14 protein-coding genes are annotated in these 13,155 nt (G+C 71.6%); 6 read left to right on the top strand and 8 right to left on the bottom strand.

Annotation, left to right across the window (positions count from 1 at the left end):
- Positions 1–203: 203 nt before the first annotated feature.
- The 8 genes from PCA76_RS13510 to sbnA form a co-directional block, all read right to left on the bottom strand.
- Entirely contained in the window at positions 204–1,271 is a 1,068-nt protein-coding gene (locus PCA76_RS13510; RefSeq protein WP_272618129.1) for a 3-oxoacyl-ACP synthase III family protein, read from the bottom strand.
- Positions 1,272–1,315: 44 nt separating this feature from the next.
- Positions 1,316–2,341, bottom strand: coding sequence for a 2,3-diaminopropionate biosynthesis protein SbnB (gene sbnB / locus PCA76_RS13505; protein WP_272618127.1), 1,026 nt, complete (start codon positions 2,339–2,341; stop codon positions 1,316–1,318).
- An 85-nt stretch (positions 2,342–2,426) separates the two neighbouring features.
- Positions 2,427–2,624, bottom strand: coding sequence for an MbtH family protein (locus PCA76_RS13500; RefSeq protein ID WP_272618125.1), 198 nt, complete (start codon positions 2,622–2,624; stop codon positions 2,427–2,429).
- Positions 2,621–4,477, bottom strand: coding sequence for a non-ribosomal peptide synthetase (locus PCA76_RS13495; RefSeq protein WP_272618123.1), 1,857 nt, complete (start codon positions 4,475–4,477; stop codon positions 2,621–2,623). Before PCA76_RS13495 ends, PCA76_RS13500 begins: the two co-directional genes overlap by 4 nt.
- A complete protein-coding gene (locus tag PCA76_RS13490; RefSeq protein ID WP_272618121.1) occupies positions 4,474–4,983 on the bottom strand; it encodes a hypothetical protein in 510 nt (169 codons plus the stop codon). Before PCA76_RS13490 ends, PCA76_RS13495 begins: the two co-directional genes overlap by 4 nt.
- Before the next feature lie 2 nt (positions 4,984–4,985).
- On the bottom strand, positions 4,986–5,498 hold the full coding sequence (locus PCA76_RS13485) for a GNAT family N-acetyltransferase (RefSeq protein ID WP_272618120.1): 513 nt from the start codon (positions 5,496–5,498) through the stop codon (positions 4,986–4,988).
- Complete coding sequence (locus tag PCA76_RS13480; protein WP_272618118.1) at positions 5,495–6,451, bottom strand: TauD/TfdA family dioxygenase; 957 nt, start codon at positions 6,449–6,451, stop codon at positions 5,495–5,497. Before PCA76_RS13480 ends, PCA76_RS13485 begins: the two co-directional genes overlap by 4 nt.
- Positions 6,452–6,483: 32 nt before the next feature.
- Positions 6,484–7,494 (bottom strand): 2,3-diaminopropionate biosynthesis protein SbnA, encoded by a 1,011-nt coding sequence (gene sbnA, locus PCA76_RS13475; protein WP_272618116.1) that lies wholly within the window; start codon positions 7,492–7,494, stop codon positions 6,484–6,486.
- 168 nt (positions 7,495–7,662) lie between these two features.
- Here sbnA and PCA76_RS13470 point away from each other — a divergent pair, with 168 nt between their 5' ends.
- The 6 genes from PCA76_RS13470 to PCA76_RS13445 all read left to right on the top strand — a co-directional run bounded on the left by PCA76_RS13470 (position 7,663) and on the right by PCA76_RS13445 (position 13,061).
- A complete protein-coding gene (locus PCA76_RS13470; RefSeq protein WP_272618114.1) occupies positions 7,663–9,438 on the top strand; it encodes a beta-ketoacyl synthase N-terminal-like domain-containing protein in 1,776 nt (591 codons plus the stop codon).
- A 17-nt stretch (positions 9,439–9,455) separates the two neighbouring features.
- Positions 9,456–10,046, top strand: a complete 591-nt coding sequence (locus tag PCA76_RS32635) for a phosphopantetheine-binding protein (RefSeq protein ID WP_336298077.1) — start codon at positions 9,456–9,458, stop codon at positions 10,044–10,046.
- A complete protein-coding gene (locus tag PCA76_RS13460; protein WP_272618112.1) occupies positions 10,043–10,813 on the top strand; it encodes a thioesterase II family protein in 771 nt (256 codons plus the stop codon). The genes PCA76_RS32635 and PCA76_RS13460 overlap by 4 nt, the downstream gene beginning before the upstream one ends.
- 125 nt (positions 10,814–10,938) lie before the next feature.
- Positions 10,939–11,730 carry an AfsR/SARP family transcriptional regulator gene (locus PCA76_RS13455; RefSeq protein WP_272618111.1) on the top strand — a complete coding sequence of 264 codons (792 nt, stop codon included), beginning with the start codon at positions 10,939–10,941 and terminating at the stop codon, positions 11,728–11,730.
- A gap of 294 nt (positions 11,731–12,024) precedes the next feature.
- The gene (locus PCA76_RS13450) at positions 12,025–12,279 is read left to right on the top strand and encodes a hypothetical protein (protein WP_272618109.1); all 255 of its coding nucleotides are present in this window, start codon (positions 12,025–12,027) and stop codon (positions 12,277–12,279) included.
- A 140-nt stretch (positions 12,280–12,419) separates the two neighbouring features.
- Positions 12,420–13,061 carry a response regulator transcription factor gene (locus PCA76_RS13445; RefSeq protein ID WP_272618107.1) on the top strand — a complete coding sequence of 214 codons (642 nt, stop codon included), beginning with the start codon at positions 12,420–12,422 and terminating at the stop codon, positions 13,059–13,061.
- The last annotated feature ends 94 nt before the right edge of the window (positions 13,062–13,155 follow it).

The following is a 13,155-nucleotide window of genomic DNA, read 5'->3' as shown; positions in this document are numbered from 1 at the left end:
GTCCGCGGCAGGTCCGCACCGGCAAGTGCGGCGCGGCCGCGGGCGCCGTGCAGGAGGCGGCCGGCCGCCTCCAGATCGAGGGGTCGGGCACCCGGCCGAGCAGCTCGCGGACCGCCGCGAGATCCGGCGGGATGGCGCCGAGAGTGGCCCGCAACTCGGCCAGCGCGACCCGGCCGGTGGCCGGGGCGGGCGGGACGCTGTGGTCAATCGACATTGGAGTCGCCCTCGGGTCGGTGGCGCAGCGCCATGCCGGCCAGTACCCATTTCGACGATTCGACGGTCGCCACCAGCATCCGGCCGCGCTCGCCCACCCCGCCACGGATGCGCCGCAGCGCCCGGTTGAGCTGGATGAACGGCAACGCGTTGCCGTTGTTGCCGGTGTCCGCCACGCAGGACACCGCCTGCTGCTCGCCGATGCTGAGATACTCGCGGATCCGTTCGGTCATCACGCCGTTGAGCTGCGGGGTGAGGACGTGCTCGACGTCGGGCAGCCGCCATCCGGTGACCGCCACCAGCTCGTCGAGGATGGCCCGGGCGGCCTCCGGCACATGCTGCTCGATCGCCTTGTAGTCCTCCTCGCTCATCGCCTCGCGCACCACGCGGCCGTGCTCGCCGGTCTCCTGCGGCGCGCCGGCGGCGCCGTACCAGCGGACGATCTGGGCGGGCGCCCGGCCCTTGCCGACGGTGCGCAGGAACAGGTGCTCGACCAGCAGGCCCGGGCCGTCCTCGCCGGCCTCCACCACGGCCGCCCCGCCGCCGTCGCCGAACATCGCGAAGTTCACCATCTCGGCCGGCCGCAGCTGGACCGCGGCGTCGCCGGGCGGCAGCATGTTGCGGCAGGTGTCGGCGCCGATGACCAGGCCGCGGCGCAGGCCCGAGGCGAGCAGCGCGCGGGCGGTGTAGAGGCCCTGCAACGCGCCGGCGCAGCCGGAGGTCAGCTGAAAGGTCGGCAGGTCGTTGAGGCCGAGCCGGTCGGCGACCAGGTTGACGGTCGCCGGCATCAGGTGGTCCGGGGACGCCGTGGAGAGGATGAGGAAGTCGATGGCCGCCGGGTCCACACCGGCCCGGACCAGGGCCTGCTCCCCCGCCTCGGTGGCCAGGTCGCCGGTGGTCTTCGGTACGCCCGTGGGGCTGTCCGGTCGGCAGAAGTAGCGCGTGCGGTTGCCCGTGACGGAGTCCAGCCACCGCTCGTGCAAGCCGAAGCGCTCGGCCATGTCGCGGTTGGTCACGGGCTCGCCGGGCAGCACCTCGCTCAATGAAACCAGTCTCATGTTCGATCCTTGCCTTCGAGATCGGGGCCGTCGTGATCGGGCGCTCAGCCGTACCGCTGGAGGTCGTAGAAGAAGTCCGGGACGGTGGTCAGCCCGCCGTCGGCGGCAACCTGGTCGTAGACGTGCTTGGCCAGCACCAGGTCGAGCACACCGAGGCCGAACGGGGAGAACACGACCGGCCGGTCCGCGGGCGGGGCGATCCGCCCGGCCAGGACGTCACACAGCGTGCCGGCGACGAAGTCCCGGTGGCCGACCCGCTGCTCGGTGAGGTGGACCGAGGTGCCGGCCTTCATCACGTGCTCGACGTCGTCGACCACGTTCCAGGCGTTCAGGATCACGTCCGGGCCGAGGTCGCGCAGCGACAGGTGCAGCACCAGCGGCGCGTGGCCGAACAGCGCCGGGTCGATCACGTGCGGCTCGCCGGCGACGGTCGCGAACAGCACCAGGTCGCTGTCGGCCAACAGCCCGTCGAGGCTGTCGTGCCGAACCACGTCCTGCTCTCCGGAGCGTCGAAGGTGGTCGCCGAACCCTGCGGCGTGCTCCGCCGACAGGTCGTGTACCCCGACCGAATCGAAGTGCAGTCCGTTGGCCCGCAGGTAGTGGTAGGTGTAGCGGGCGATGACCCCGGCGCCCACCACGCCGAGCCGGCGCGGCGCGGCGCCGCGCGCGGTGGACAGGCGGACCGCCGCCGACGCCGCCGACGCCGCTGTCCGCGCCGCACTGATGATCGACGCCTCGAGACAGGCGATCGGGTAGCCGGTGTGGAAGTCGTTGAGGACCAGCACCGCCGAGGCGCGCGGGATGCCGGCCGTCACGTTGTCCGGAAAGCTGGAAATCCACTTGAGTCCGTGCACGCCGACCTTGCCCCGGACCGAGGCCGGCAGGGCGATGATCCGGTCCCGCGGCCGGTCCGGGAAGCGCAGGAAGTACGAGTCCGGGTTGGTCGTCTCGCCCTCGCCGTGCAGCCGGTACGCGCTTTCGATCAGCTCGGTGACCTCGCGCTCCCGCCCGTGCACGGCATCGTGGACCTGCCGGCCGGAGATGATCGCGAATGGTGGTACCTGGGACATGCTTCTCATCAGCTCCTGAGTCGTCGTGCGGCTGGGGGAGGCCGGCCGCCGCTGAGGGGGCATCGGCCGGCCGGCCTCCCGGTTCCTAGCTGCCGGGCTGCCCGGCCGTGGCGCGGCGCAGCGACACCGGGCGCAGGTCGGTCCAGACCTGGTCGACGTGCGCGACGCACTCCTCCTCGGTGCCCTCGAAGCCGGCCGGGCGCCACCCGCCGGGGCTGGGCCGGTCGGCCGGGAACAGCCCGTACTGCTCCTCGTGGTTGACCAGCACGGTCCAGCGGCTCACGCCGACACCGCCGCACTGTTCAGGCGCTCGTTCACCGCGGCCGTGAAGGCGGCGAACGTGCGGTGCTCGAACAGCATCCGGGTGGGGATCTTGACCCCGCCCAGGCCGGCCCGCAGGCGGCTGGCCACCTGCATCGCGCTGAGCGAGTGGCCGCCGATGACGAAGAAGTCGTCCTCGTCGTCGACCTTCTCGAGCTCGAGGACCTCGCACCACACCTCGCGGACGGTGTTCGTGGCGTCGACCTTCATCTGCGTCTCCTTGGCAGGTTCGGACCCGTCCGGGGCGTCCTCGGGGGACGTGAGCCGGCGGATGAGGGCACCGCGGTCGGCCTTGCCGCCGACGGTCAGCGGGATGGCGTCGACGACCGCCCAGTCGCTGGGCTGCATCCAGCTCGGCAACTGGCCGGCCGCGTACGCCCGGACGGCCTTCAGGTCGCCGCCGGGCCGCAGGTGGAGCACGGCGGAGAGCCGCCCGCCGTCGTCCCCGCGCTGGTAGAGCATCACCGCGCGGCTGACGTCCGGGTGATCGGCGAGCACCGACTCGATCTCGCCGAGCTCGACCCGGTGTCCCCGAATCTTGATCTGGTCGTCGGTGCGCCCGATGTACTCGATCGTCCCGTCGACCCGGCGGACCACCCGGTCGCCGGTCCGGTACATCCGGGCGCCGTCGGCCGACAGCGGGTCGGGCACGAATCGCGCGGCGGTGAGCCCGGCCCGTCCGGAGTAGCCCCGGGCCAGGTAGGGCCCGGCCACGCACAACTCGCCAGGCGTGCCGTCCGGGACCGGTACGAGATCGATGTCCACCACGCGAGCCTCGACCCCGGCGAGCGGGCGGCCGATCGTCGGGCTCTCGCCGGGCCGGATGAACGTGCCGGCCACGTTGACCGCGGCCTCGGTCGGCCCGTACAGGTTCATGGCCGTGACCACGCCGTCGCCGATCAGCGCCTGCAACCGCGACCACAGGCCGGGCGGCACCGCCTCGCCGGCGATGAAGAGCCGCAGGTGCCGCTCCGGGCCGGCGATGTCGGCCAGGTCCTCGATGAGCATCTGCGCGTGCGACGGCGTCATGTCCGCCTCGGTGAGCTCGCGCTCGACCATGAACTCGGCGAACTCCTCGGCGTCGCGCCGCATGTCGTCGGTCAACACGCCGACCGTGTCACCGCGGAAGACCCGCACCCACTCCTGCACCGAGGCGTCGAACGCGACCGAGGCGTTCCAGGCCAGCCGGACGCCGGGCGGCCCGAAGAAGCCGCCCTGCTCCATGCCGTTCAGGAAGCTGATCAGCGCCCGGTGTGACACCTCGACGCCCTTCGGGCGCCCGGTCGAGCCGGAGGTGAAGATGATGTACGCGAGGTTGTCCGGGTGCAGGACGGCCGGCTCCGAGCGCTCCACGGTGGACCAGTCGGTCCGGTCGAGCAGCACCGGGTCGGGCCCGGACCCCTCGGGCAGCGAGTCGACCAGGTCGGCGTGCGTGATAGTGGTGACCGGCGCGGCGTCGCGGACGATCCGCCCGAGGCGCTGGGCCGGCTGCTCCGGGTCGAACGGCACATAGACCGCGCCGGCCTTGAGGATGCCGAGGATCGCGACGATCAGGTCGGCGGTGCGGGGCAGCAGCACGCCGACCGCGCGCTCCGGCCCGGCGCCCCGGGCGGCCAGCAGTGTGGCCAGGCGGTCGCTGCGGTCGTCCAGCTCGGCGTAGGTGAGCGTGGCGTCGACACCGACGACCGCGGCGCGGCCGGGGTGGGCCGCGGCCGACTCCCGGAACGCGACGACCGCCGAGCCGTGGAACTCGGGTCGGCTCCGGCGGTCCGGCGCCGGGCCGCCGTCGGTCCGCGCGGGGAGGGTCTGTGTCATGACCGGGCCACCTCGGCCTGCTGCTCGGCGACGCGGTCCAGCAGGGCCTGGGTGTCCTGCAACGGGCCGGCCTCGGTCTGCAGCACCACCTTCCAGGTGCCGTGGTCGCGCAGCCAGCAGGTGGCGTGCACGAAGGTGATGGTCATCTCGGCGGAGTCGAAGCGGACGACCTCGAGGATCTGGCCGCTGACGCACTGCTGGACCACCGTCTTGATCGGCGTGACCGTCAGCGTCCAGGTCGGCTCCTCGAAGTACTCCTGGAGGATCCGGCCCCAGGCGTCGCGGTTCATGCCGACGGTCCCGTCGGCGCCGAGGCCGGTGGCGTTGGCGCCGATGAAGTGCCCGATGAACCGCTCGTAGTCGCGCTTGGCGAACGCCCCGACGAAGTCGTGGCCGACCTCGGTCAGCTCGGCCACGCACCGCTCGCATCCGGCGTCGCCCGCGTGACCGGCGGTGAACGCCGACCCGGTCGCGTCCGGGTCGACGAGCGCCAGCTTCTCCCTCATCCTCAGTCCTCACTTTCGGTTCGAGCGGCGCGGTCGTCGCGCGGCCGCGTCATCAGCAACAGCACCTCAGCGGGCTCCTGCGGATCCGGGATGGTGCCGTCCGGGCGGAAACCCTCGGAGGTGTAGAGCGCCAGTGCCCGGTGGTTGTCCGGCTTGACGTCCAGCCAGACGGACCGGGCGTCGTACCGCTCGTGGGCGTGGGCCACCGCGGCCCGCACCATCGCCCGGCCGTGCCCGCGGCCGCGGAACTCGTGCGCCAGTACGATCCGGCGCAGCTCGATCCGGCCGCCGCCGTCGCGCAGCCCGGCCAGCAGGATGAAACCGGTCACGGTCGTCCCGACCACACCGACCAGGTGCTCCTGGTCGGCGTCGGCGCGGGCCGCCAGGTGGTATTCCCGGCCGGTGACGCCGATGTACGGCGTGGTTTCCGGCCCGACCTCGATCCGGGTGATCTCGTCGAGGTCGTCCGGGAGCGCCGGCCGCATCACGAGCGCCGGGCCGGCGTACGTGGTCACGGTGCCTCGACCGCCGCGTTCGACGCCTCACCCATGGCGATGGCGATCTTCCGAGCGCCGGTGTACGGCTCCCGGCCGTGCGCGGTCAGCATGTTGTCGATGACGACGAGGTCGTCCTTCTGCCAGTCGAACCGGGTGCTGGCGGCCCGGTACGCCTCCTGGAGGTGCTTGGTCACCTCGGCCGGGATCTGGCCGCCGTCGCCGTAGTAGCTGTTGGTCGGCAGGTTCTCCTCGCCGAACATCTCCAGCATCTCCTCGCGGTAGACGCCCGGCAGCGTGTCCACGTGGAAGAAGGTGGCGTGGTTGAACCACACCTCGGCGCCGGTGACCGGGTGCCGGTGCACGGCGTCGCGCACCGCCCGGGTGCGCAGCCCGTCCTCGCCGATCCACTCGACCTGGATGTTCTGCGCGGCGCAGTACCGCTCCACCTCGGCCCGGTCGTCGGTGTCGTAGAAGTACTGCCAGGTGCCACCCATCGGCCCGAAGTTGCGCACGTACGACCACTTGCGCCGGGTGAACTCCTCGACCACCGCCGGGTCGATGTGCTCAAGGACCTTGCGGACATCGGCAAACGGGGTGGCGCCCTGCGTCGCGGACGGGGTGATGCAGTAGAAGTAGACCTTCATGGGCCAGTGCTGCTGGTACGAGCACTCGTTGTGAAGGAAGATCTCCTCGCTCTCCGGGTAGTCGGTCGAGGTGAAGACGTTGCCGGAGAGGCTGCTGCGCGGCGAGGACCGCTCGGTGTAGTCGAGCGGCTCGCCGGACAGCGTCCGCACCACGGTGTGCAGCCCGTCGACGCCGCCGACGTCGAAGCCGCGGAACAGCACCGCGCCCTTCTCGGTGATGAGCGACCGGATCGCGGCGCGGTTGTCGCGCACCGTGTCGAGGATCGCGCCGTTGTCGTCGTTGCTGATGACGGCCGGAAGACCGTCGGGAAGAGCGGAGATCCGCATCGTCGTCCCTCTCGTCGATTGCCTGCCGGTCGTCACAGCCGCCCGGCGGCCGCGATCCCGGATTCCTTCCACAGGTGCGACACCTCGCCGAAGTTCTGCCGGACCCAGGTGTCGGAATAGATCGTGTTGAGGTAGCGCTCCCCGCGGTCCGGGAAGACGAGCACGCAGGTGGCGCCGGCCGGGATCTGGTCGCGGTAGCGCTCCAGCGCCGACACCACGGCGCCGGAGGAGCCGCCGGCCAGGATCGCCTCCCGCGCCATCAGCCGCCGGCAGCCGACCACGGCGTCCAGGTCGGACACGTGCACGACCGGCCAGGTGCTGGCCGGGTCGAGCAGCGGCGGCGGGGCCGAGGCGCCGTGGCCCGGGATCAGCCGCCGCCGGCTCTCGTCGCCGAAGATGGCGCTGCCGACCGCGTCCACCGCGATCACCGTGGTGCCCATCCGGTGCTCCCGGACGTACTCGGTGACACCGGTCAACGTGCCGCAGGTGCTGGTGGCGCAGAAGATGAAGTCCAGATCGCCGGGCAGCGCGTCGACGATCTCCTGCATGGTGCGGTGGTGCGCCTGCGGGTTGCGCGGGTTCGCGTACTGGTTCGGCCAGTAGCCGTGCGGCTCGCGTGCCATCAGCTCGCGGACCCGTTGCAGGCGAATCGGCAGGAACTCACCGGTGGCCGGGTCCGGTTCCTCGATCAGCTCGATCTCGGCCTGGAAGGCCCGCAGGATCGCGAGGTTCTGCTGGGTGGTCTTGGCGTCCACCACGCAGATGAAGCGCAACCCGAAGTACCGGCAGATCTGTGCGATGCCCACGGCCAGGTTGCCCGAGCTGGACTCGATCACCACCGACCGGTGCGGGACCAGCTCGCCGCTGTGGATGCCGTGCAACAGCATGTTCAGCGCCGTACGGTCCTTGATGCTGCCGCCCGGGTTGGCCAGCTCGAGCTTCGCGAACACCCGGGCCGGAACGTCACGCAGCAGGCCGTCGAGCTCGACGAGCGGTGTGCCGCCGATGCACCCGAGGATGCCCTGCACCGTGTTGCGGGTCATGACTGTGCCTCCTGCTGTCGGTGAGGCCGAGTCTGTCCGGGCCCCCTTGAGCCGTTCTTGACGATCGCTGCACCGCGCTGACCTCAGGCGGTCTCAAGTACGCGTCGGTACGGTCCCGCCGTAATCGAGCACCGGTGCCGCGAGGCCCAGCAAGAAGCGAGGAGCGACGTGGATTCAACGGAGTTGCGCGCCCTGGTCGAGGAACAACTACGGCAGTCCCGTGGCCTGCGGGCACGCATCCGCGAACTTGAGCAGGAGCGGCACACCCCCCTGGCGGTGGTCGGAATGGCGCTGCGGTTCCCCGGCGGGGTCAGCACGCCCGAGGCGTACTGGGACCTGCTCAGCGGCACGGGGCACGCGGCCTCCGAGATTCCCGCCGACCGGCCGGGGCTGCGCGCGGCGTACCACCCCGAGGTCGGCCGGGCCGGACGGTCGTACGTGCGGCGGGCCGGCTTCCTGCGCGACGTGGCCAGCTTCGACGCCGACTTCTTCGGCATCTCCAACCGGGAGGCCGAGTCGCTGGACCCGCAGCAGCGGCTGCTGCTGGAGACCTCCTGGGAGGCACTTGAGCGGGCCGGCGTCGCGGTCCGCCGCGGTGGGCGGCTGGACGCGGGCGTCTATGTCGGCATCATGGCCGCCGAGTACGGGCAACGGCTCGCCGACGGTGACCCGGAACGGCTCGACCCGTACTTCGGCACCGGCAGTGGGCACTGCTTCGCGGCCGGGCGGATCAGCTACGCGCTCGGGCTGCGCGGCCCGGCCGTCACCATGGACACCGCTTGCTCGTCGTCGCTGGTGGCGCTGCACTCCGCGGCCCGGGCGTTGCGTGGCCGGGAGTGCCGGTACGCGCTGGTCGGCGGCGCGAATCTGCTGTTCTCACCGCAGCTGATGGTGTCGCTGTGTCAGAGCCGCGCGGTCGCCCCGGACGGCCGGTCCAAGCCGTTCCTGGACGGCGCCGACGGCTACGGTCGGGGCGAGGGCGTCGCCACCGTGGTCGTGATGCGCCTCGACGACGCGCTGGCCGAGGACCGGCCGGTGCTGGCGGTGCTGCGCGGCACCGCGGTCAACCACGACGGCGCGTCGTCCGGGCTCACCGTGCCGAACGGCCCCGCCCAGCAGGAGGTGATCCTGGCCGCGCTCCAGGACGCCGGGGTCGCGCCGGCGCAGGTCTCCTACGTGGAGGCGCACGGCACCGGCACCTCGCTCGGCGATCCGATCGAGGCGGCGGCGTTGGACGGAGTGTTCGCGCCCGGCCGGCCGGCCGGCGACCCGCTGCGGCTGGGCAGCGTCAAGGCACGGCTGGGCCACCTGGAGGCGGCGGCCGGCATGGCCGGGCTGATCAAGGTGGTGCTCATGCTCCAGCACGGCCGGCTCGTGGCCGACGTGCCACCGGGCGAGGGACCGCTGAACCCGTTCATCCCGTGGTCCCGGCAGTGCCTTGAGGTGGTGCGCGAGCCGCGCGACTGGACCGGCGAGCGGTTCGCCGGGATCAGCGCGTTCGGGCTCAGCGGCACGAACGCGCACGTCGTGCTCCAGTCGGCGCCGGCGCCCGCCGAGCCGGACGAGCCGGCCGGACGACCCGAGCTGCTGGTGCTCTCCGCCCGGAGCGAGCCGGCGCTGCGCGCGCTGGCCGCCTCGGTCAGCACCCGGCTCTACCGCGCAGACGACCGGACGGTCGGTTCGATCTGCCACACGGTGCGGGCCGGGCGCGCGCCGATGGCGTACCGGATCGCGGTGACCGGCGCCGCGCCGCGGAGCTGGCCCGGGCGCTCAGCAACGCCGTCGACCTGCCCGCCGCCACGGTCACGGACGTGCCCCGGGAGGTGCTGCTGCACACCGGGGACCCGGCCGCGCTGGCCGACGCCGTACGGCGGTTGGCGGACCGCTTCCCCGGCCTCGCCGACGCCGGCGACGAACCGGCCGGCTGGTTGGTCGCCGCCCTGACGGCGCTTGCCGTACCGGTGCGTTCCAGCAGTGAGCGCGCTGGTACGGAGGCGGCGGTCCTGAGCTTCGGTACGCGGCGCGTGGTCCTCGTCCCGGCCGAGGTGGCCCGGGCGGAGCGGGTGTTCCTGGACGCGCTCGGTCAGGTGTTCCGGGCCGGTGTCGACCTGCGCTGGGAACCGCTGCGGGCCAGCGGGGCCCGGTACCTTCCGGACCTGCCCACCTATCCGTTCCAGCGGCGCCGGTACTGGGTCGACGAGCCCCGGCCCGGCGGGTTCGAGGCGGGGGCGCCGGTGGTGACGCCGCTGCCGGCCGCTACGGACGCTCTGACCGGCACCGACGCGGTCGTCGCCTTCCTCCGTGACGAGCTGGCGGCCGCCCTCAAAGCCGACGAGTTGGACCTCGCGGCCACCTTCGCCGACCTGGGCGGCGACTCGTTCACCGCGATGCTCTTCGTGCGCAGTGTCGAGAACCGTTACGCGACGCCGGACATGCAGGCGGAGTTCGCCGTCGACCGGCCGCTGGGCGAGTTGCTCGCCGAGTTGGCGGCGACGATCGCGGCCCGGTCGGCGGCGGAGCCGGTCAGCGTGGCGGCGGGAGGCGTCCGGTGAGGCCGTTCATCCGTCCGCGCCCGGTCGACGACCCCACCGTCCGCCTGATCCTGCTGCACCATGCCGGCAGTTCCGCGATGGCCTACTACCCTCTGGTCGGGCTGCTGCCGGACGATTGGGACGTGCTGCTGCTGGACCTGCCCGGGCGCGGCTCCCGGCACGGCGAGCGGCTGTCCCGGGAGATGACGCGGGTCGTCGACGCGGTGCTCGCCGACGTCTCGCCGCAGGCGGATGGCCGCTACGCGCTCTTCGGCCACAGCATGGGCGCGATCGTGGCCGGCGAGGTGGCACGCCGGCTGGCCGGGCAGGGCAGGCCGCCGGTCTGGGTGGGAGTCTCCGGCCGGAGCGCGCCAGCCACCCCGGTCGCCGGGCCGGCCGAGCTGACCGGGCTGGACGACACGAGCCTGCTCACCACGCTGGTCGGGCTTGGCGGGCTACCGGCCCGCATCGGTGAGATCCCGGAGTTCCGCGAGCAGTTCCTGCGGATCGTCCGGGCCGACCTGGAGGCGGTGGCGTCCTACCGACCCGTGGCGGGCCGGCTGCCGCTGCCCTGCCCGGTCACCGTCTTCGGCGGCATCGACGACCCGTTCGCGCCGCTGAGCAGCCTGCCTGCCTGGCAGGAGGAGACCGTCGAGCCGCTGCGGCAGTGCCTGTTCCCGGGCGGGCACTTCTACTTCGCCGGCGACGCGATGGCCGAGTTCGCCCGGCAGTTGCGTGCCGAGTTACGCGTCGAGCTCGCCACGGAGGCCGCCCGAGCAGGACGTTGATCGACCGGAGGAACCGGTCCCGTGAGATTTTCACGTTCAGCGATGATCCCATCACTGGCACAGAACTCGTCCTCTCGGCAGGCTTTCCCTCGACCGAAGTTGCGTTTGCACAGACTGGGGGGGCCGTGCGAATTGAATTGTTGGGTCCGTTGTCCGCGTCTCACAACGAGACGTCAATCGTTCCGAGTGCCGCGAAACCGTGCCAAATACTCGCCCTGCTGGCTCTCAACCCGGATCGACTGGTGACGAAGTCGGATCTCTTCGAGGAACTGTGGGAAAACAATCCTCCGCAGAGTGCCACGACCACCATTCACACCTACATCCATCAGCTGCGCCGACTCATCGACAAGGCGGTCGACGGCCGGCACCCGACGGGCTCCCGGGAGATCCTGGTGACCCACCGCAGCGGATACTCGCTCAGCCACGCCGTCACCGACGCCCAGGAGTTCCGCCGGCTCTCCGCCGAGGGCACCCGGGCGTCCGAGGACGGCGACCGCCGGATGGCCAGCCGATTGCTCGGCGCGGCACTGGACCTGTGGCGCGGGCCGGTGCTGTCGGACATCCAGATCGGCCCGCTGCTCGGCCTGGAGGCGATGGCGCTTCAGGACGCCAGGGAGGCCGCGCTCAGCCGTCGGATCGACGCCGACCTGCACCTGGGGCGGCACCACGAGATCGTCGGTGAGCTACGTACACTCTCCAGCCGCCACCCGATCAACGAGCGGTTCGCCGCCCACTACATGGTCTCGCTGTACGAGTCCGGCCGGATCAATGGCGCGCTGCAGGAGTTCCAGCGCATTCGCACGTTGCTCATCGATGAGCTCGGGGTCGAGCCGGCCCCGCGCCTGCGCCGCCTCCAGGAAGTCATTCTCAGCGGCGGCCGGCCCCTGCTGGACCCGGTCCTGACCGCCATGGCATAGCTCGCACGTGGGGCGCCGGAACTCCGGCGCCCCACCGAGATTTCTGTCATCAAATCAACACGGTGGGCTGCCGACAGGGTCCGCCGGCCGTGATCTACTGACCACAATGAATATTCAGACCTGCGCGAGCGGGCCGGGCTGCACGCCGGGCCCGTCTTCGCGTCACCTTCGTTCCGCCCGCTTTTCCCCTATCCCGCCCACGGCCCCGTCGTTATTCCTATCTGCCCGGTTCGGGCCGGTTCTGTTAATTGCTGTAGACGGTGCGGATCATGGAGGTCACAGCGGTTATGGGCGATGTTCACGCGTCCCGCGACCCAGACCGTGCTGATGGCTGGTTCGCTCGCGGAAGGTAGCCATCGCGTGGGTCGCGGTGCCGGTCCGGAGCTGGAGAACGCGCTCGCGGACAGTTACGGCTCGCGCCCGGTGCGAGCAGTTTTCGACGGCCCGGTGCCAACCGGCGGCGCCCCGCAGGGTGCACTGTTCGGTGCGGCCGTGCCTGCGGTCGGTGTCCTGGTCGCCGCGGTCTGCGAATGCGGTGTCGGCGCCTGACAGCAGGTCGGGTGCGGCTCGCAGGGCCAGGGACCGGCTGTCCATTCAGGAGCAGGCGAGCCGGTGCTCGGCTGGGCGACTCCCTTACGTGAACGAACAAACCCACCATACGACGGGGCCGTGCTGTCCCGCCCGGGTCGATGACAGAACGGGAGGCCATGTTGTCGTCGCCGCAGTTGAAGATTTTGCTGGCCGAGGACGTCCACATGATTCGAGGGGCCTTGGTCGCCCTTCTTCAGTTACAGCCAGATTTCGAGGTCGTCGTCGAACTGGCGCGCGGCGACAAGATTTTGTCGGCGGCGCTCACTCACCGTCCACAGGTGGCCATCATCGACATGAATCTGCCCGGCCTGGACGGGTTGAGCGCCGCCCGTCAACTGCACCTTCAGTTGCCGACCTGCCGCACCCTCATTCTCACCGGGATCGAACAGCCCGGCATGCTGGAACGCAGCATCGAGGCGGGGGTAACCGGGTTCATCCTCAAGGGATCGTCGCCGACCACCCTGGCGGCGGCCGTCCGCGAGGTCGCGGCGGGACGCCGGGTGGTCGACTCGCAGATCGCTCTGGCGGCGCTCAACGAGCGCCGTTTCAACCCGCTGTCCCCGCGCGAGGCGCAGATCCTCACCAAGACCGCGCACGGTCACTCGGCCGGCGAGATCGCGTCGATGTTGCACCTGTCGATCGGCACGATCCGCAACAACCTCACGTCGATCACGGCGAAGCTTGGCGCCCGCACCCGGGTCGACGCGGTGCGCATAGCCCGCGACGCCGGCTGGATCTGAGCCGCCGTGGAGCTGGCACCGCACCGGTTCGCCGGGCTGCTCGCCCCGCCCGAGCAGACGCCGACCAGGCCCGGCCGTCGGCCGGGCCTGGTCG

It is taken from the genome of Micromonospora sp. LH3U1 (assembly GCF_028475105.1).
Lineage (GTDB): Bacteria > Actinomycetota > Actinomycetes > Mycobacteriales > Micromonosporaceae > Micromonospora.
The sequence above is the reverse complement of the archived record's forward strand: the minus strand, read 5'-3'. Positions and strand labels throughout refer to the sequence as shown.

Coding starts and splice junctions, on each gene's coding strand:
- PCA76_RS13495 (WP_272618123.1), bottom strand. CDS start 4,477: ATGACACAGACCCTCCCCGCGCGGACCGACGGCGGCCCGGCGCCGGAC.
- PCA76_RS13450 (WP_272618109.1), top strand. CDS start 12,025: ATGTTCACGCGTCCCGCGACCCAGACCGTGCTGATGGCTGGTTCGCTC.
- PCA76_RS13510 (WP_272618129.1), bottom strand. CDS start 1,271: ATGAGACTGGTTTCATTGAGCGAGGTGCTGCCCGGCGAGCCCGTGACC.
- PCA76_RS13445 (WP_272618107.1), top strand. CDS start 12,420: ATGACAGAACGGGAGGCCATGTTGTCGTCGCCGCAGTTGAAGATTTTG.
- PCA76_RS13490 (WP_272618121.1), bottom strand. CDS start 4,983: ATGAGGGAGAAGCTGGCGCTCGTCGACCCGGACGCGACCGGGTCGGCG.
- PCA76_RS13480 (WP_272618118.1), bottom strand. CDS start 6,451: ATGCGGATCTCCGCTCTTCCCGACGGTCTTCCGGCCGTCATCAGCAAC.
- sbnB (WP_272618127.1), bottom strand. CDS start 2,341: ATGTCCCAGGTACCACCATTCGCGATCATCTCCGGCCGGCAGGTCCAC.
- sbnA (WP_272618116.1), bottom strand. CDS start 7,494: ATGACCCGCAACACGGTGCAGGGCATCCTCGGGTGCATCGGCGGCACA.